Annotated in this window: 13 protein-coding genes and 2 tRNA genes; 9 read left to right on the top strand and 6 right to left on the bottom strand. The window is 67.0% G+C overall.

Features of this window, described 5'->3' with window-relative positions; genetic code table 11:
* Positions 1-108: 108 nt before the first annotated feature.
* The 6 genes from ABSF49_RS01610 (at position 109) to ABSF49_RS01585 (ending at position 11,768) form a co-directional block, all read left to right on the top strand.
* Complete coding sequence (locus tag ABSF49_RS01610; protein WP_424110880.1) at positions 109-2,130, top strand: toll/interleukin-1 receptor domain-containing protein; 2,022 nt, start codon at positions 109-111, stop codon at positions 2,128-2,130.
* Positions 2,131-3,047: 917 nt separating this feature from the next.
* Positions 3,048-5,237 (top strand): UDP-forming cellulose synthase catalytic subunit, encoded by a 2,190-nt coding sequence (gene bcsA, locus ABSF49_RS01605; protein WP_424110879.1) that lies wholly within the window; start codon positions 3,048-3,050, stop codon positions 5,235-5,237.
* A 37-nt stretch (positions 5,238-5,274) separates the two neighbouring features.
* Entirely contained in the window at positions 5,275-7,533 is a 2,259-nt protein-coding gene (locus ABSF49_RS01600) for a cellulose biosynthesis cyclic di-GMP-binding regulatory protein BcsB (protein WP_424110878.1), read from the top strand.
* On the top strand, positions 7,530-8,678 hold the full coding sequence (locus ABSF49_RS01595) for a family 8 glycosyl hydrolase (RefSeq protein ID WP_424110877.1): 1,149 nt from the start codon (positions 7,530-7,532) through the stop codon (positions 8,676-8,678). Before ABSF49_RS01600 ends, ABSF49_RS01595 begins: the two co-directional genes overlap by 4 nt.
* On the top strand, positions 8,669-10,567 hold the full coding sequence (locus ABSF49_RS01590) for a hypothetical protein (protein WP_424110876.1): 1,899 nt from the start codon (positions 8,669-8,671) through the stop codon (positions 10,565-10,567). The genes ABSF49_RS01595 and ABSF49_RS01590 overlap by 10 nt, the downstream gene beginning before the upstream one ends.
* 94 nt (positions 10,568-10,661) lie before the next feature.
* The gene (locus tag ABSF49_RS01585) at positions 10,662-11,768 is read left to right on the top strand and encodes a sensor domain-containing diguanylate cyclase (RefSeq protein ID WP_424110875.1); all 1,107 of its coding nucleotides are present in this window, start codon (positions 10,662-10,664) and stop codon (positions 11,766-11,768) included.
* Positions 11,769-11,966: 198 nt separating this feature from the next.
* Here ABSF49_RS01585 and ABSF49_RS01580 read toward each other — a convergent pair.
* From ABSF49_RS01580 to ABSF49_RS01565, 4 genes are all read right to left on the bottom strand, one after another.
* A tRNA-Met gene (locus ABSF49_RS01580) sits at positions 11,967-12,043 on the bottom strand.
* Between the two features lie 374 nt (positions 12,044-12,417).
* On the bottom strand, positions 12,418-13,185 hold the full coding sequence (locus ABSF49_RS01575; RefSeq protein WP_424110874.1) for a Bax inhibitor-1/YccA family protein: 768 nt from the start codon (positions 13,183-13,185) through the stop codon (positions 12,418-12,420).
* 155 nt (positions 13,186-13,340) lie between these two features.
* Complete coding sequence (locus tag ABSF49_RS01570; RefSeq protein ID WP_424110873.1) at positions 13,341-14,939, bottom strand: DHA2 family efflux MFS transporter permease subunit; 1,599 nt, start codon at positions 14,937-14,939, stop codon at positions 13,341-13,343.
* Positions 14,936-16,243 carry an HlyD family secretion protein gene (locus ABSF49_RS01565; protein ID WP_424110872.1) on the bottom strand — a complete coding sequence of 436 codons (1,308 nt, stop codon included), beginning with the start codon at positions 16,241-16,243 and terminating at the stop codon, positions 14,936-14,938. Before ABSF49_RS01565 ends, ABSF49_RS01570 begins: the two co-directional genes overlap by 4 nt.
* Positions 16,244-16,357: 114 nt before the next feature.
* Here ABSF49_RS01565 and ABSF49_RS01560 point away from each other — a divergent pair, with 114 nt between their 5' ends.
* Complete coding sequence (locus ABSF49_RS01560; protein ID WP_424110871.1) at positions 16,358-17,026, top strand: TetR/AcrR family transcriptional regulator; 669 nt, start codon at positions 16,358-16,360, stop codon at positions 17,024-17,026.
* An 83-nt stretch (positions 17,027-17,109) separates the two neighbouring features.
* A tRNA-Glu gene (locus ABSF49_RS01555) sits at positions 17,110-17,185 on the top strand.
* 49 nt (positions 17,186-17,234) lie between these two features.
* Here ABSF49_RS01555 and ABSF49_RS01550 read toward each other — a convergent pair.
* Positions 17,235-18,167: an L-lactate dehydrogenase gene (locus ABSF49_RS01550; RefSeq protein WP_424110870.1), complete on the bottom strand. Its 933-nt coding sequence runs from the start codon at positions 18,165-18,167 to the stop codon at positions 17,235-17,237.
* 193 nt (positions 18,168-18,360) lie between these two features.
* On the opposite strand from ABSF49_RS01550, the gene ABSF49_RS01545 reads away from it, so the two are divergent.
* Positions 18,361-18,933 (top strand): GNAT family N-acetyltransferase, encoded by a 573-nt coding sequence (locus ABSF49_RS01545; RefSeq protein ID WP_424110919.1) that lies wholly within the window; start codon positions 18,361-18,363, stop codon positions 18,931-18,933.
* Here the strand turns inward: ABSF49_RS01545 and ABSF49_RS01540 are convergent.
* The coding region (locus ABSF49_RS01540) for a dihydrodipicolinate reductase C-terminal domain-containing protein (protein WP_424110869.1) at positions 18,894-19,127 on the bottom strand (234 nt) is incomplete at its 5' end. The genes ABSF49_RS01545 and ABSF49_RS01540 overlap by 40 nt on opposite strands.

Raw genomic sequence — 19,127 nt, 5'->3', positions numbered from 1 at the left:
GGGCCTTTGGGCGACGGCCGCGCTCGCTGGCGAGCGCGGCAGAGGACTATTGTGTTTCTGCGCCGTTGCGGCAGTATAGTTTCCCGATCAACCGCGCGACCGCCGGCGATGGGCGAGAGCATTTTCATCAATTACCGACGCGGCGAGGATCAGGCCGCCGCAGGGCGGCTCTACGACCAGCTCGAAGCGACGTTCACGCGCGAGCGCATTTTCATCGACGTCGACAATATCGCGCCCGGCCGCGATTTCACTGAGGAATTGGCGACCCGCGTCGAGCAATGCGACGTCTTTCTCGCTGTCATCGGCAGGCGCTGGGCCGATGTCGTCGACGTCGACGGCAGCCGCCGGCTCGACAATCCCAACGACTGGGTTCGGGTCGAGATCGAATCCGCGCAGCGCCTGGGCAAGCACATCATCCCGGTGCTGGTCGACGGCGCGGAGATGCCTCGGCCGGAGAAGCTCCCCGACGCGTTGCAGCGGTTCGCGCGACGCAACGCGGCCCGGCTGACCCACGAGCGTTTTCGCGCCGACGTGCAGGCGCTGGTCGTCGCGATCGGCAGATTGCGCGAGGCGGAGCGTGCGCAGTTCGAATTGGAGCGGAGGCAGACGCCGCGCGGCGCCGAAACGCCCGCAATCTCGACGCGAAGCGCCCGCGAAGCCGCTTCGCCCGTCGCCGCGGGCCGACGCCTCGCGCCGATGGCGATCGCCGCGCTGGCGGCGTTGGCGGTGATTGCCGCCGGGGCGGGCGTCCTCGTCTGGCGATTGTCGTCGCCTTCGGCGGTCGCGACGGACTCGATCGCCAAGCGCGCCGACGGCGCGCCGTCGATCGCCAACCCCATGTCGACGAAGATTGCAGCCGCCCCGACCTCGACCCCCACGGCGGCGACGGAACCGACGGCGCCCGCGGCGAGCCCGGACGCGTCGCCGTCGCTCGAGGCCAAAGTCAAGACGGACCAAGCGCGGCCGACGCCCTCGGCCGCGCCGACCGTCGTCGCCTCCGCGGCGCCGGTTGCGCCGCCGACAATCCCGTTGGCGACGGCGAGCCCGGTTGCGCCGTTGTCCCGCGAGGCCAAAGTCAAGATCGAAGAGGCGCAGCCGACGCCCTCCGCCGCGCCGACCGTCGTCGTTTCGTCAGCGCCGACGCTGGAGCCGACGCCGACGATTTCGGCGGCGCCGTCCGCGGCGCCGGTTGCGCCGCCGACAATCCCGTTGGCGACGGCGAGCCCGGACGCGACGCCGCTCGAGGCCAAACCCAAGGCCATCGAAGCGCAGCCGACGCCCTCCGCCGCGCCGACCGTCGTCGTTTCGGCAGCGCCGACGCTGGAGCCGACACCGACGGCTTCCGCGGCGAGCGCGCCGTCGCTCTCGCCGAGCCCCGCGGCGACGGCGACCGCCAAGGCGCCGCCGGCGCTCGAGACGAAGGTCAGCGCGATCGAAGCGCAACCGACGCTCTCCGCTGCGCCTGCGGCAAGCCCGCTGGCGACGGCGAGCCCGGATGCGCCGCCGCTGCGCGAGGTCGAGATCAAGACGGACGAGGCGCAGCCGACCCCTTCCGCGCCACCGCCGAAGGTCTTCGCGCTGCCGACGGCAGCCGCGCCGGTCGCTGTGGCGCCGATGCTCGCCGCTTCGGCGCCGCTGACGCCCGTTGCCGCGTCGCCGACGGCGGCTGCGGCGAGCTCAGAACCTCAGGTCGCGCTCGCCGCTCCGGCCGCCAAGCCGACGCGGACCGATCTCGCCGCCTTGACGCCGCTCGTCGCCGCCGAGCTTCGTCGACTGGGCTGCTACAGCGGAGCGGCGACCGGCTGGGACGCTGTCGATCTGCGGCTCGGCGTCGACAAGTTCGCCGAGCTCGCCAAGCTCGCGACCTTGCCTGCCGAGCCCGACGTCGGCCTGCTCGCGGCGCTGAAGAGCGAGCCCGACCATTTCTGCGCGCCGCAATGCTCGCCGCGCGAGGTCGCAAGCGACGGGCGCTGCGTGCCCAAGACATGCGGAGCGAACCAGGTCCTTACGCACGACGGCGCCTGCGTTGCGCGCCAGCCCAAGCCGCAAACGACGGCCGCCGCTCGCGCCCCGGCCCCCGCCGCCGGCAAGCGCTGCTTCACCTTCAACGGCAGTTCGTATTGCGAATGACGCGCGTTCAAGCGCCGCTCGATTTCGAATCGACGAGCGCGCGCGCCGACGACAAGGTCGGCGCCGCCGCCGGCTGCGCGATGCGGAGGCCGAACGCGGCGCGCAGGCGAGACATCTGCCCGATGTCGAACTTGAAGCCGCGGTCAGGCTCGTCGCCGGCCGTCAGTCCGCCGCCCCGTGAATGAAGACTTGCAGGGTTAGAGCCCTTCAGCGGAGGTCGAGCACAAGTGTGACGCTGCCGCTAAACTCGCTAACACTATTGGAAAATCCAAGGCTGGCGAGAGATGCAGGCCGTTGGCTATCAGGTGGGCAATCTGGCGCAATTTTGTTCTATCCGCCCCACATTTTGGTCACGGGGCGCCTTGACTCCCGTTTTCAGTTACCCTAGCGTAAACTTTGTCTTACAATGACAGCGAAGACGCGCCAGCGCCTGAAACGCTTCGTCCGTAATCGACGATAATCAACAATAATAGCAGTGTGATGCGCCAGGTTCGAGACGTGGTACTGTAATGATTTCGTTTATGCCAGCAGACCGTCAGATGCGGCTGATCGGTCTACAGGCGTCGACGATGATGAAAGTGTTGTTATGACAATGTTGTCATAGAGGTGTCGTAAATCGCCTCGCGCCGAGCAATTCCGGCGTGTATGTGGTATCGTCGCGCAATGTAAGGGGACGACGAAGTCAACAGTCCCTAAGTTGTGAGCATTCTATGCAGAGCGTCACGCGGACGGATGGTTGAAGTCTGCGTCGGTGTATTGTTTTGTCTCGTAACCGTCACGAACCACGTCATAATTGTGTTAGAATGATCATATAACGGGTTCCGTAACTGAAAAATAGTAATTGTGCAGGGGAGGCAAGAACAGGGAGGTTCTTCCGGAGCGGCGAGTTGCGGCTTCAGCAACGGATAGGAGTTTCAATGTTCGCAGTCCTCACCTTCCTGTTGTGGCTGTTCGGCGCCGCGGCGACTCTGGGGGTCGCAAGCCTTCCGTTGGGCATTGAAGCTCAACTTGCTCTGGCCGCGGGCGCCCTCGCGGCGATGCTGGCGTTGAAGCTCTTCAACATCAGGGGCCCGTTCCGCCCCGTGTTCCTGGGGTTGGGGACGTTCGTCATCCTGCGCTACCTGTTTTGGCGCCTGTCCAGCACGATCCCCCCGATCAGCTCGCCGCTGGATTTCGCCGCCGGCATGGTTCTGCTGCTCGCGGAAGTCTACTGCATCTCGATGCTGTTCATGAGCCTGTTCACAGTCGCCGACCCGATCGAGCGGCCGAAGGCGCCGCGCGTGACTGACGAGGATGCGCCGACGGTCGACGTCTTCGTTCCGACCTACAACGAGGCCATCGAAATCGTTGCGCCGACGTTGGCGGCGATCAAGCGGATGAGGTACCCAGAAGGCAAGCTCAACGTCTTTCTGCTCGACGACGGCGGCACCGAGGAAAAGCTCCAGTCGGACGACGCGGCGACGGCGCGCCGCGCCCAGAATCGGCGCGAGAGCTTTCAGGCTTTGTGTGTGGAGCTCGGGGTCCATTACCTCGCGCGCGAAGAAAACAAGCACGCCAAGGCGGGCAATCTCAATTTCGGCCTGGCGCACAGCCAAGGCGATCTCGTGGCGGTCTTCGACGCCGATCACGTGCCCGCCCAGGATTTCCTCACCGAAACCGTCGGGTTTTTCGGGCAGGACGAAAAGCTGTTTCTGGTTCAGACGCCCCATTTCTTCCTCAACCCGGATCCGATCGAGCGCAATATCGGCGCCGCCGGCATGCCCGCCGAGAACGAAATGTTCTACGGCCTGGTGCAGAAGGGCCTGGACAAATGGAACGCCGCCTTCTTCTGCGGCTCGGCCGCCGTCCTGCGGCGGCAGGCGCTCGAGGAGGTCGGCGGCTTTCACGGCTCGTCCGTCACCGAGGACGCCGAGACCGCGCTCGAATTGCACGCCCACGGCTGGAACAGCGTCTATGTGCAGAAGCCGCTGATCGCCGGACTGCAGCCGGAGACCTTCGAGTCCTTCATCGGCCAGCGCTCGCGCTGGGCGCGCGGCATGGCCCAGATCCTGCTGCTCAAAAATCCGCTGTTCGTCCCCGGCCTGAAAATGGCGCAGCGGTTGTGCTACCTGTCGAGCAGTCTCTTCTGGCTTTTCCCGCTGTCGAGGATGGTGTTCATATTCGCTCCGCTCATGTACATCTTCTTCGACATGAAGATTTACATTGCAAACGGACAGGAATTTGTCGCTTATACCCTGACGTACATGCTGTCCGCGCTGTTGATCCAGAGCTATGTCTTCGGTCGGGTGCGGTGGCCGTGGACGTCGGACCTCTATGAATACGTCCAGGCGGTTAAGCTGTTTCCGGCCGTGCTGGGCGTGTTTCTCGATCCTCGCCGGCCGAAATTCAACGTCACCGCCAAGGGTCAGACCCTCGAAGAAAATCAGCTGTCGAGCTTGGCGTGGCCCTATTTCGCGCTCTTCGCCCTGGTCGCGATCAGCATGGCGGCGCTTGGCGTCAAGTTCGCCAATGAGCCGGACGCGCGCGATCTGATCAGCGTCGTCGGCGTCTGGAGCGTGTTCAACCTTTGCCTGACCGGGGTCGCGCTGGGCGTCGTTTCGGAGCGGCGCGAGCGGCGCAGCGTGCCGCGGGTCGCCAGCAAGCTGGTTGCAAGCTTGGCGTTCGGCCCGCAGACGTCGCCCGTGGCGATCGAGGATATGTCGTTCGGCGGGTTGCGCGTGCGCGTGCTCGACGCGACCAAGCTGCCGCCGAAAGGGACAGGGGTCCTGCGCATCGATTCCGCCGACGACGCCGGGTCGGTTCTCGAAACGCCGATCGTCATCGCCGGGCGGCGCGTCAATGACGAGGGACGCGGCGTCGGCCTCAAGTTCTATGGTTTCAATGGCGACCGCTTCAAGATCATCGCCAAGGTTATGTTTTCAACTATCGATCCGATATATGCGCGACGATCCCAGACATATTTGCATTTTGGCGTCCTGCGCGGCTCGTTCAACTTCGCCATAGCAGCGTTGAATCAGACGTTCCGTGGGTTGTACTACGTATTCTTCCGAAGGGGCCAAGTCATCGCTTCGCCGGCCGCTCGTTCCTCGGAGAGTTCCGCCTCTTGAGGGCGTTTCCGTCCCACCTTTTGCGAGAGCCATGCCCATGAGTCTCCTTGGTTCGTCTTTCTTGCGATCGGCGGCGATCGGCGCGCTGGCCGCGTCGCTCACGCTCGGCCTGCCGTGGCGCGAGCCCGACGCGGCGATGGCCCAGCCGGGCGAAGAGACGTCCGCGCGCGCGGACGCCGTCGCGCTGAAGCGATTGCCGGCCGGCCCCGGCGAACTCGTCTTCCGTGGCGAGAACGCCAGCGGCCGCTGGTCGGTCTATCTCAGCCCCGCCGAAGCCGCGCGCACGCAGAGCTTCCAATTGGCGATGCTGAACGCGGTCGTCGTCTTGCCGGAACGGTCGTCGCTGAAACTGATCGTCAACGGTCGGGTTCTGTCGACCGTGCCGGTTCGGTCGGCCGAAAAGCTCAGCACCGTCATGGTCAAAATCCCGCCCGGGGTTCTGACGCCGGGCGCCAACGACGTGCAGATGCGCGTCGCCCTCGCGCACCGGGTCGATTGCTCCGTCAAGGCGACCTACGAACTCTGGGCGCTGTTGGACCCGACCAAGACCGGATTCGTGCTCGACGGCGCCAGCGCCTCCTATGCGATTCATTCGCTCGACGATCTGGCGGCCGAGCCAGCGGCCGAGGACGGCGCGACGCGCATTCACGTGCGCCTGCCGGTCGACGCCGATCCGGTCGCGATCGGCCGCGCCGGCCGCTTCGTCAACGCCGTCGTGCGTCGAGCCGGTCTGTTGCGCCCGGTCGTCGACGTCGGCCCGGACGAAGGCCAGGGCGCCGGTTTGGACCTCGTCATGGCCGACGCCGCCGCGGGCGACGATCTCGTCAAGGATCTGCGCGTTCTCGACCGCGACAACGCCGTCACGGTCGCGCGCGATCCGACGACCAATCGGCTGGTCGTCGTTCTGTCGGGCGCGGATGACGCCGATCTCGACCAGCAGATTTCCAATCTCGAACAGGCCGCGCCCAAAACGCGCGTTTCGCCCGGGGGCGCCGACGACGTCGCGATCGAATCGGGTGGTCGCATGACTTTCGCCGAGCTCGGCCTGGCGACCGACAATTTCGAAGGCCGGCGCTATCTGTCGAGCGCCAGCGTCACGCTGCCGTCGGACTTCTTCTCGGCCGACAACGATCGCGCACGGCTGCTGATCGACGGCGTCCGGTCGGGCGGTCTCGACCCGGACAGCCAGCTCGTCTTTCGGGTGAACGGCGCGATCGCGTCGTCAATGCGCCTCGCGTCGGGCGCCGTCCAGGAATTCAACCACAAGATGGTTGAACTCCCGCTGCGATTCTTCCATCCCGGCCACAACGAAATCGCCATCGAGGGCATCCTGCCCGCGCCGGCCGATCGACAGTGCGACCTCGCCTCGTCGTCTCGCGAGAGCCGGCTTTCGATCGCCGGGACGTCCGAGCTCCAATTTCCGCAGTTCGCCCATCTTCGGACTCTGCCGCAGCTCTCTTCGACGCTGTCGGACGGCGTCAAGGATCGCAATGGGCAGGTCAACCTCTATCTGCCGGACGCCGAGCCTGGCGCCGTCGGTGCGGCCCTGTCCGTCCTGGCGAACATGGCCCCGCAATTGGGGCCGATAAAGACGCTCATCGTCCATCTCGAGCCGCCAGAACGCGACGACGTTCCAGGCGTCGTGGTCGCGCCGCTCGATCAACTTCCCGAATTTCTCGCCTCTTCGCTGCACGGCACGATGTCGCCGTCGGAGGCGACGGGCGACGAGGCGGTCAAGGTCGCCGACGCGACGCAACAACCCGCTTCCTCCGACGCGTTCAGGTTCAATCTTGATTGGAGCTCCGCGCTCGAGACAGTCAGGGCCCAGTTGAGGATGCACGGCTTCTTCTACGGCGGCGACCGGGGCGCGGACGCATTGTCGCTGTCTCAGAACGGCCTGCTGGTCGGCGCCGTGGATCCGACGACGCCGACCCCGATCTTCGGCGGCGTCGGGATCCCGCAGATTGTCGTCAGCCCGAGACAATGGCTCGTCGTCACCGCGCACAGCGCCGAGGCGTATCAGTCCGCGGTCGAGCGGATGATCGCCAACGGCAAATGGAGCGCGTTGGCGGGCGAGGCGGTCAGCTTCGATCCCGATACGGACCAGCTGCGATCCGTGCAGCCGCTGCAGGTCTCGTATGTGCTGCCCGACCACTTTGTCGCCGCCGACGTTCGTCCGATCCTCGGTGGCCTGTTCTCCGACAACATCGCTCTCAGTCTCGGCGTGCTGCTGCTGCTGATGTCGATGCTGGGTCTGTCGACCCACGCGTTGATCCGACGAATGGGCGCCCGATGATCGTCAAGGGTCGGTTGACGGGGTTGATCGTGGCGGCTTGCCTTCAGGCTTCCCCGATCCACGCCGGGACGGAGACCCAGGCGTGGGTGACGCCGCAGCGCCCGCTCGCCGACGAGGCGTCGTCGAGGAGCGATCAGGGGGACCGCGAAGCGAACGCGCGGGTCGCGCGGATGTGGTTCAAGGCCGAATGGCAAATCTACGCCTCGACCTTCGTCACTCAGGACGGTCGGGTGGTCGACAACGCCAACGGAAACGTCTCGCACAGCGAGGGGCAAGGCTACGGCCTTCTTCTCGCGGCGCTCGCCGGCGATTCCGACCGCTTCGACAAGATCTGGCGATGGACCGAGACCCACATGATGGTCCGGCCGGACCACCTGTTGTCTTGGCGGTGGGATCCGCAAAAGGGCGCGATCACCGATACGAACAACGCGACCGACGGCGACATCCTGGTGGCGTGGGCGCTCGCCCAAGCCGCGCAAAAGTTCAACCGTCCCGACTATCGCGTCACGGCCGCGGTCATCGCCGGCGCGATCGGCGCGAACTTGATCAAGAACGGCGATCACGGTCTGATCCTGCTGCCGGCCGCCCAGGGCTTCAGCCGTGACGATCAGCCCGACGGACCCGTGGTCAACCTGTCGTATTGGGTTTTTCCCGCCTTCTCGACGCTCAAGGACCTTGCGCCCGCCTATGATTGGGAGGCGCTTCACGCCAACGGGCTGAAGCTTTTGAACGTCGGCCGGTTCGGACCGCTCCGCTTGCCGCCAGACTGGCTGTCGCTCGGCGGCCAGACGCCCGCTCCGGCGCAGAAGTTCCCGAGCCAGTTCGGCTACAACGCCATCCGCATTCCGCTCTATCTCGCATGGGATTCTGCGCCGCAAGCCCGCCATGCGTTGAGCGGCTTCGTCAATCTCTGGCGCGGCCCCCGCAGCGCCGGTCCTTATGTCATCGACGTCAATTCGGGTTCGGCGGAACAGATTCTCGACGGCGCCGGCTATCGTCTGGCGCTCGCGCTGGCGCGCTGCGTCTCGCTCGATTCGCCGATCGACGAGCAGGTCATCAAGTCCCGCGATCCGCTCTACTACCCGGACACGCTGCGGATGTTGTCGCTCGCGGCGATTCAGGAAAGGCTCCCGCAATGCTTTTGAAACGCCCCCTTGTCCTCGCCGCCATATTGGCGCTCGCGGGCGCAGCGATTCGATCGCAGGACGCCAATTCCGACGAGGCGCCGAGCTTGCGCCCTGCGCCCATTTTCGCCGACGTCCCGGCCGACGGCGCCGCGCCGCAACGCAATGTTGCGCCGAACGCCGCGAGCGCGGTCGACCTGCCGGCGAGCGCGCCGCGCCCCGCCGTTCAGGCCAGCGCGGCGCCGTGGGAGTTTTCGCCGCCCAAGCCGACGCCCGACGCGACCGACGGCGACCCCGCAAGCAAGAGCCGCGAAGGCGACATCGACCTCACCGCATTGCGCTACTTCGCCGGCCAGGGCGACCTGGCGCGCGTCGCGGCGGAAATCAAACGGCTGCGGGAAAAGCATCCGGGTTGGGAGCCGCCGCAGGATCTCTTCGCCCAGTCGGGCAACAGCGAATTCGAGAAGCCGTTGTGGGACCTCTTCGCCCAGCATGATTACGACGGCGTGCGCGCCGGCGTCGCGGCGATCCAGGACAAGAACCCGGGTTGGCAGCCCTCGTCGGACCTGACCGACAAACTGGCGTTCGCCGAGGCGAACGACAAGCTCGTCAAGGCCTCCGACGCCCAGCAATGGGGCGACGTCATCGACATCGCCGCCGCCAACAAGATGCTTCTGACCTGCGCCGACGTCGACGCGATCTGGCGCACCGCCGAGGCCTTGGCGCACACCGACGACGAGCCGCGCGCCCTCGAGGCCTATCGCTACATCCTGACCTCGTGCGCCAAGCGCGAGGAGCGGCTGGCGACGGTTCAGAAGGCCAGCCAGATTCTCAAATCGCCCGAGGATTTCGAAACGCTGTTGCGGCTCGGGCGGCGCCTGCCGAACGGAACGTCCGAATTTGAATCCGTCCGCTTCGATCTCATCCGCCAGAAACTCGGCGACGCGGCGGCGGGCAAGGCCGGGCCGGAAGCGAGCCAGGCGGAAATCGACGCGCTCGCCGCGCACGCGCGCAGCGCCAACGATCGCGGCGACCAGCAATTGCTGGGCTGGTTCGCCTATTCGCGCAAGGATTTCGTCCAGGCCGAGGACTGGTTCGCCACGGCGCTGCGGCCGGGCCCCGATCCGAAGGCCGCCGAGGGCCTGGTGCTGACCCTTCGCAGCGCGGGCAGAATCGCCGACGCGCAGAAGCTCGCGGTGCAATACGCGGGACTGGGTCCCCTGAATCGCAAGTTGATGATCGAAGTGCTGACGGCGGCGCTCAACGATCCCGCCGCGACGCCGCTGTCGCCCGACGACCTGGTGACCTTGTCGCAAGCGATCGACCTGGCGAAGTCGTCCGACGGCGCGCAGCTTTATGCCTGGCATTTGTACAACGCCAACGACGTCGCCGGCGCGGCGGACTGGTTCCGCAAGTCGGTCGACTGGCAACAGAACGAACCGGCGGCGATCGGTCTGATCGTCACCGCGCGGCGTCTGCGCAACATGCGCGACTACGCCGATCTGGTCGCCAAGTACCGCGACGTCTATCCCAAGGTCGCCGCGCTCGAAACCGCGATGGGCGCCGCGCGCGGCGCGCCGGCGGCGCGCGCGCCGTCGAATGCGACCGCCCGCTCCGGCGGCGGAGGAGGCGGAAGTTGGGACAAGAACGCCGACGCGATCGCCAAGACGATGCAGGCCGGCAAAGTCGATCTGGCGCTCGCGATGCTCGAGGAGCGCAAGAGCAAGGGACTGGCCGAACCGTCGGGGCTGACCATCGTGCGCGGCTGGGCGCTCTATCAGAAGGGCGATTGGGAAGGCGCCAAGAAGGTCTTCGCCGGGCTGCAGGCCAAGCAGCAGCAGGTCGAGGACGCAGAGTTCGGCCTCGCCACGATCGAACACGCGGAACTGCCGGCTGCGATGCGCCGATAAAACGACGACTCGCCGCCGCGCGTCGACCCGGTTTCGTCGGGCGGAGATCGTGCTGAGATGGGAACCGACTGTGCAGCGCTGAAAGGCGAACGCCATGCAGACGTTTCATAGCCGTCTGGGCAGACGGGTCGGCGCGCCGCCAGCGCGCCAGTCGGACCACGGATTCGCCGTCAGCGTGATGGAGCACCTCGGCGTTCCCGCCTTCGTGCTCGGCGCCGATCGCCGCGTCCTGATGTGGAACAAGGCTTGCGAGCGCCTGACCGGCGCGCCTGCCGAGAACATGCTCGGCACGCGTGACCATTGGCGCGCCTTCTACGACAAGCGGCGGCCCTGTCTCGCCGATCTCGTGCTGAGGCAAAAGTTCGAAGACATCGCCTTGCGCTACGCCCGCGGCGGCAGGGCCGTTCACGGCAGGGCCGGCGCCGCCACTGAAAATTGGTGCGAAATGCCCAGACTTGGTCGACCGCTTTATTTGGCGGCCGACGCGTCGCCGATCTACGACGAAGCGGGCGCGATGATTGCGGCGGTGGAGACGCTTCGCGACCTCACCGTCGAGAAGCAGCGCCAAACCGAATTGGAATCCCTGGCCGCGCTCGACGGCCTTACCGGATTGCTCAACCGTCGCAGCTTCGACGAGAGACTGACGCTGGAAGCGCGTCGGGCCTTGCGCGCCGAGCTTCCTTTGGCGTTGCTGATGGTCGATGTCGACGACTTCAAACCGTACAATGACGCCCATGGCCATCAGGTCGGCGATGCGTGTTTGAGAACGGTGGCGCAGGCGATCCGCGGCGCGCTTTGGCGCGCCGGCGACGTTGCCGCGCGTTACGGCGGCGACGAATTTTCGATCATTCTGCCCGATACCGACAGGATCGGCGCGTTGCGGGTCGCCGAACACATTCGCGGGCGCATCGACGCCCTTCGCATCGCGAACCCTTTTTCGGCGGCGTCTCGAAGTCTCACGCTGAGCATTGGCGGATGTGTGGCCGCCCGGGGCTTTGACGGTTCAGCCGAGCGGCTGGTCGCCTTGTCCGACGCCGAACTCTATCGCGCCAAACGCGGCGGCCGAAATCGGACTTCGATCGCGACGTGCGAATCGGACCCGGCGGCGTTCGGCGAGCAGCCGCAGTCCAGCGACCTCGCGAGCGCCTGCGGCCTTCCGCTTTTGACCGGCGGACCGACATTCCAACGCGACCATTCGTGAGGGGTCTGTCGGTCATGCGAACGGCGCCGACAGCGCAGCGGTCCTGCTTCGTCTGAGCGCGCGCTCGCGCCCTTGCGTTTGGCGCCGACTTGGCGGCGTTGGCGGTCATGCCCGAAGGCTCGCGCCGCGCCGCGCCGGACGCCGCCTTGCGGGCGCCCAAGCGCCTGAAGCCAAAGATCCTTTTGCGATCGAGGGCGTTGGTAGCGGGGGGCGGATTCGAACCGCCGACCTCCGGATTATGATTCCGCTGCTCTAACCAGCTGAGCTACCCCGCCACGCGCTTACGTGAAGCGGCCCGCTTATAGTGGCGGCGGCGAAACTGTCAAGGAACAGCGGCGCTGTTCGCGCAGCCTCGGCGCCTTCAGCCGACAGCGCCGCAAAACAAAAAGAAGGGACGGCGAAAAGCCGTCCCTTCCTCACTAACCAACCCCGACGCGGCGATTTATCCAGGCGAAGTCTCTGCGCCGAAGCAGGGCGGCCATATGTTCGCCGCCGCCCACAAGCGAATTCTGCCGCATCCGGGCCCGGGCCGCGTTGCGACAAATCAATTGACCTCGGCCCGCGCGCCCCTCCGCCGTCAGGCGCGCAAACGAAAGCCCCGGACCGCGGCGCGGCCCGGGGCTCGAGACGGGTAGGAGGAGGCGAACCGTCAGCTGCGGCGGTTGCCCATCAGGAACAGCAGCTGCTGGAACAGGTTGATGAAGTCGAGATAGAGCCGCAGCGCGCCGAAGATCGCCTTCTTCTCCGACGTTTCGTAGGCGTCGCCGGAGACGTAGCTGTCCTTGATCGCCTGCGTGTCCCACGCGGTCAGGCCGGCGAAGATGCCGACGCCGATGAGCGACAGCCAGAACTGAAACGCGCCGCTCTGCAAGAACACGTTGACGACGCTCGCGATGATCAAGCCGATCAGGCCCATCACCAGGAACGAGCCCATCGCCGACAGGCTGCGCGAGGTGGTGTAGCCGTAGAGGCTGAGCGCGCCGAACGAGGCGGCGGTGATGAAGAACACCTGCGCGATCGACGCCTGGGTGTAGATCAGGAACACCGTCGACAGCGACAGGCCCATCAGCGCCGCGAAGCCGATGAAAACCAGTCGCGTCGCCGACACCGACATCGCGTTGCGGCCGGCCGAGATCGCGAACACCAGCGCCAGCGGCGCGAAGATCACCACCCAGCGCAGCGGCGAGAAGTACAACGCCTCGCCGAACGGGCTGGCGGAGACGATGCGCGCGCCGGCGAAATGCACGTCGGCCAGTAGGTAGGTGAAATAGGCGACGACGCCGGTGAGGCCGACGCCGAGCGTCATGTAATTGTAAACGCCGAGCATATAGGCGCGCAGACCCTGGTCGATCGAAGCGGCGGACCGGGCGATGCCGACGCCGGCGCGGGCGTTGGCGTAGCGGTCATAGTCGGACATGGAATCCTCTCACAGGTCGCGGCGGGGAGAAGCCGCGCTAGGCGGCTAATATGGTCGGAGCGGCTCGGCCGCAGGGCCGCCCGCGCCGCCTTTCCGCCTTGTAACAATGGCCGCCGGCCGCATCGTTAACGCAATCGGCGAGCGCGCGGACGGTCTCAGTCGCCGAAGCCCGCCGGCCCGCCGAGATAGGCTGGCCGGCGCATCACCCGCGGCAGCACGGCGAACACGAGGTAGATCACGGTCAGGGCCAGGAAGACGTCGCCGAGGGCAAGCACTTCCGCCTGCTGACGGACTTTCATCGCGATCACGTGCATGGCCGTTTGAGCCGCGTCGGAGCCGCGCGCCGCCAGCGCCTGGGTGAGCGCCGCCACCGTCTCGTCGGCGGCGGTCCGGCCCCAGACGACCGACTCGCGCAGCCGCTCGAGATGGAGGTCCATACGCTTGTCGAGCACAGTGTTGATCAGCGCCAGGCCGAACGCGCCGCCGAGGTTGCGCGTCAGGTTGAACAGGCCGGAGGCGTTCTTGACCCGGTCGGGCGACATGGTGCCGAGCGCGAGATTGTTGATCGGCACCATGCACAGCATCATCGAGAAGCCGCGCAGGATCTGCGGCACGAACAACTCCCAGAAGTCCCAGTCGACGGTGACGTAGGACGACATCCAGGTGCCGGCGCCGAGGCCGACGAAGCCGACGGCGATCATCCACCGCGGGTCGATCTTGGTCATCAGGATGCCCGACACCGGCGCCATGATGAACTGGCAGACGCCGGTGACGAACAACGTGTTGCCGATCATCAGCGGCGAGTAGCCGCGCACCACCGCGAGGTAGACGGGATAGATGTAGGTCAGGCCGTAGAGGCCGATGCCGAGGATGAACGACAGCGAACACCCCGACCAGAAGTTGCGGTCGCGGAATGCGGTCAGGTCGACGATCGGACTGCGCGCGCTGGTGACGCGCCAGAAGAAGACGACCGCGCCGGTGACCGAAAGGATCGCCGCATAGGTGATCGCCCCACTTTGGAACCAGTCCTTCGACGGGCCTTCCTCAAGGATGTATTCGAGCGCGCCGAGGAACGCGGCCATCGAAACGAGCCCAACCCAGTCGAAGTTGTCCAGCAGCTTGAGATTGGGGTGGTCGAAGTCGATCAGCAGCCAGGCGGCGACAGTGACCATGATCCCTGGCGGGATGTTGACCAGGAACAGCCAGTGCCAGGAGAAATAGTCGGTCAGCAGGCCCCCCACCGTCGGGCCGATCGTCGGCGCCAGCGTCGCCACCAGGCCGATGACCGGCGCGACGATCGGCAGCTTGCTGCGCGGGAAGATCGTGTAGGCGGTGGCGAAGACGGTCGGGATCATGCCGCCGCCGATGAAGCCCTGCGCCGCGCGCCAGAGGATCATTTCGTCGATCGTCGTCGCACGCGAGCAGAAGTAGCTCATCAGCGTGAAGCCCGCCGCCGAGGCGACGAAGACGTAGCGGGTGGAGAAGGCGCGCGACAGAAATCCCGACAGCGGGATCATGATCACTTCGGCGATCAGATAGGCGGTCTGGACCCAGGTGACTTCGTCAGACGACGCCGACAGGCCGGCCTGGATCTGCTGCAGCGACGCCGAGACGATCTGGATGTCCAGGATCGCCATGAACATCCCGAAGACCATGAAGATGAAGGCGAACAGACGGCGCAGCTCGAAATGGGGCTCCGCCACGGGCGTCGGCGCCGCGGCAGGCGGGCCGCCGAGGACGACGGCGTCGGTCACTTCGCCCCGCCTGCTTCCCCAGCCTTGGCGCCGAGGCCGAACAGACCGAGCAGGGTCGGGCGCGGCTGGCTTTCGTCGCGGGTGTGGATGGTGGCGACGACCGACAGCCCCGACCGCAGCGGCTCGCGCGCCAGCGCTTCCGCCGCGATCGCGATGCGCACCGTCACGCGCTGCACGACCTTGGTGAAATTGCCGGTCGCGTTGTCAGGCGGCAGCAGCGAGAACTGCGCCCCTGAAGCGGGCGAGACCGATTCGACGATTCCGGGCACGACTCGCCCATCGAACGAATCGACCGCAATGTCGACCTTTTGTCCCGGGCGAATCGCGTCGAGCTGGGTCTCCTTGAAATTGGCGTCGACATAGGCCGACTGAGTCGGCACGACCGCCAGCAGCCGCGTGCCTGGCATCGCGTATTGGCCGACCACCGCCGCCTTGTTGCCGACGACGCCGTCGAACGGCGCGCGAATTTCGGTGAACGAAAGATCGCGTTCGGCCTTGGCCTCAGCGGTGACGAGTTCGCCGCGCGCGCGCTCGGCTTCGGTCTGCTCGGCCTTGAGCACCTCGGCAGCGTCCTTAGCGCCGGCGAGCGCGGCCACGGCGCCAGCCTTGGCGGCGAGCGCGGCGGCGAGCGCAGCGGCGGCGCGAGCGCGGTCGTCGGTCGCCTGCTCGAGGCGCTGCTGCGAGCCGAAAGCGACGTCGGCGAGCTTCTGCGAGCGGTCGAGCTCGAGCGCGGCGCGCTTCTGGTCGGCGACCGCGCCCTCGGCCTGGGCGTCGGTCGAGGCGATCTGGGCGGCGGCCTGGTCGATCGCCGCGTTCTGCGCCTCGACCTGCCGGCCGATGCGGGCGATCGTCGCGTCCTGGGTGGCGATCTTGGCCTTGGCGGCGTCGACCGCGAGGCGGTAGTCGCCGTCGTCGATGCGCGCCAGCAGATCGCCGGCGTGGACCTTTTGGTTCTCGGCGACCGGAACTTCGACGATATGACCGGCGACCTTGGCGGCGATGATGGACGCGTCGGCGCCGACATAGGCGTCGTCGGTCGAGACGAGGAAGCGCCCCTCGACGAACCAATCGTAGCCCCAATAGACGCCGTAGCCGAGCGCGGCCAAGGCGACGAGCGGCAGGACGAAGCGCCGCGGCGAGCGAACGCGGCCGGGAGCGGCGGGAGGAGCGCCGCCAGCCGGCGGTTGGGCCGCGTCGCGGCTCAGGGTTGCGAGCTGTCCCGGTTCACGCATCGGCGCGAGCGCGCCGGGCCCGTGCGCCGGCGCCCGGGCGAGGGGAGCGGTCTGGGCTTGGTCCTGTGACATTGGGCTGCGCCCTACATTTTTGACCGAACGGTTCGGTCGATGGCTTGACATAGACCAATCGCTTGTCTAAATCAACCCCTGACCGAACCGTTCGGTCAACATTTGATGGATGACATGGCTGACGCAATTTCGGTGACAGCGGCCACGAGCGCGGAGGAGATCGGCCAGCCGTCGGCCGACGACGGCGTCAAACGGCGACAGATCATGGAGGGCGCCCGCGAGATCTTCATGTCGGCGGGCTTCGACGCCGCCAGCATGAACGACATCGCGCGCGCGGCAGGCGTGTCCAAAGGGACGCTCTACGCTTATTTCGATTCGAAGGAGGCGCTGTTCGAGGCGTTGATCCGCGAGGAGCGCGCCCATCAGCCCGAGCGCAACACGATGTTCCCCGACGACGAGCCCGATCCGGCGAAGGCGCTGGCGATCTACGGCCGCGCGCTGGTGGCGCACGTCACCGGGTCGGACGCGCTCACCCAGGCCCGCGTCGTCGTCGCCGTCGCGGCGAAGTTCCCGCGCCTCGGCCGGGCCTTCTACGAAGCGGGGCCGCTTTTCGGCCTGCTCAAGCTGAAGCAGCGGCTGGACGCCTTCGTCGCCGCCGGCTCGCTGACAGTCGCAGACACGACGCTCGCGGCGCGCCTTTTCATCGACATGTGCACTGGCGACTTCATCAAGCGCCTGCTGTTCATGGTGGACGTGGAGATCTCGCAGGAAGAGATCGACGCCGCAGTCGACCAGTCGGTCGCGATCTTCATCAACGCCTGCCGCGCGCCGCCGCGCGGCTAAAGAGCCGACCGCCGCTCGGCCCGCGCTTCGCCTTGCCTTCGCGCCGCCGCGTCGATATAGAACGCCCTCGCCGACCGCGGTTTGCTCCCATCGTCTAGCGGTCCAGGACGTCGCCCTCTCACGGCGAAAACTGGGGTTCGATTCCCCATGGGAGCGCCAATTCCCGATCCGCGGCGATGGCCGCCAACCGGCTGCTCCCCGTCCGCCTCTAAAGCTTCACGCTCTCGGCCGCTTGCTTGAGGATGCGCGCGCTGTCGCGCAGCGCCGCGCGCTCGGCCGAGTCGAAATGCGGCAGCAGCGCGCCGCGGATGCCGCCGGCGCCGACGATGCGCGGCAGCGACAGCGTCACATTGACGACGCCTTCGACGTTCTCGGCCCGCGCCGACACCGAAAGCAGCGCGTTCTCGTTGCGGCCGATCGCCTGGACGATGCGCGACAGGCCGGCCCCGATGCCGAACCAGGTCGCGCCCTTGCCGGCGATGATGCGGTCGGCGGCCCGCCGCACGTCTTCGTCGATGCGGGCCCGCTCGACGTCGTTCAGGGGCCGGCCGAGCTGCGTGGCGACGTCGATCACCGAAAGGCCGCCGACGGCCGCGCCCGACCACCACAGCACTTCCGAATCGCCGTGCTCGCCGACGACATAGGCGTGCACCGAACGCGACGAAACGCCCAGGTGCTCGCCCAGCAGCGAGCGGAAACGGGCGGTGTCGAGGATCGTTCCGGAGCCGAACACCCGCCCGTCGGGCAAGCCGGAAATGCGCGCGGCGATGTCCGTCATGACGTCGACGGGGTTCGAGGCGACCAACAAGACCGCGTCTGGAGCGGCGCCGAGGACGGCGGGGATGATCTTGCCGAACACGGCCGCGTTGCGTTCGAGCAGACCGAGCCGGGCTTCCCCCGGCCGCTGCGCGACGCCGGCCGCGAGGATGACGACGTCGGCCCCGGCCAGCGCGTCATAGCCGCCGGCGCGCACGAAATTGGAATGGGCGAACGGCGTCGCGTGCAGAATGTCCTGCGCTTGAGCGGCCGCCAGATTCGCGTTGAGGTCGGTCAGGACGATCTCGTCGGCCGTCCCCTGCAGAACCATCGCATAGGCCGCGCTGCTGCCGACCGCGCCCGCTCCGACGACGCCGACTTTCATCCGCTCAACCTCCCGCTCGCCGCCGAACCCGGGCTTCTTCGAACAGGCGGCGCGTCCGTTCGTTGCTCGCCGTCAAACTAGCGAGGTTCCCGCTCAACCGATAGACGGAGCAGCCGACGACGGCGACAATCGCGCAATCATCGCCCAGTCGGCCGACTCGATCGGCCGCAACGACAGGATCGACGCTTTGACTTTGCCTGACGCCGTGAGGCTCGAAACGCCGCGCCTGCGCCTGCGCCCCTATCGCGCCGACGATTTCGACAGCTACGCCAGGATGTGGGCGGCGCCAGAGGTTGTGCGCTTCATCGGCGGCAAACCGTTGTCGCGCGAGGCGGCCTGGATCCGCTTCCTGCGCCAGATCGGCCTTTGGCGCTATCTGGGGTTCGGCTTTTTTGCGCTCGAGGATCGCGAAAACGGCGCCTTCGTCGGCGAGGCCGGCTTCCACGATCTGCGCCGCACGATCGTCCCGTCGAACGAGGGGACGATGGAAGCGGGTTGGGGGCTCGTCGCCGCGATGCAGGGCCGGGGCCTGGCCGAGGAGGCGATGCGCGCCGCGATCGCCTGGGCCGACCGCGTCCATCCCGGCCCGCGCATGACCTGCATCGTCAACGTCGACAACGTCGCCTCGCTGCGCGTCGCCGCGAAGCTCGGCTTCGCGCCCTACGCCGAGACGACCTACCACGGCGATCCGGTGACGATGCTGGAGCGGCCGCGCCCGGCGCCCGTTTACGCCTCGCCAAACCCCAGCACGTCGGCCATCGAATAGAGGCCCGGTTTGCGGCCGTGCGCCCACAACGCCGCCTTGAGCGCGCCGCGCGCGAACAGCGAGCGGTCCTCAGCGTGGTGGGAGAGGACGATGCGTTCGCCGTCGCCGGCGAAGATCACGCTGTGGTCGCCGACCACCGTGCCGCCGCGCAGCGAGGCGAAGCCGATCGCGCCCGGCTTGCGCGGGCCGGTGAC

Origin of the sequence: Roseiarcus sp. (genome assembly GCF_049514155.1) — a bacterium.
Lineage (GTDB): Bacteria > Pseudomonadota > Alphaproteobacteria > Rhizobiales > Beijerinckiaceae > Roseiarcus.
Note: the sequence above shows the minus strand (reverse complement) of the source record. Positions and strands in the feature narration are given on the sequence as shown.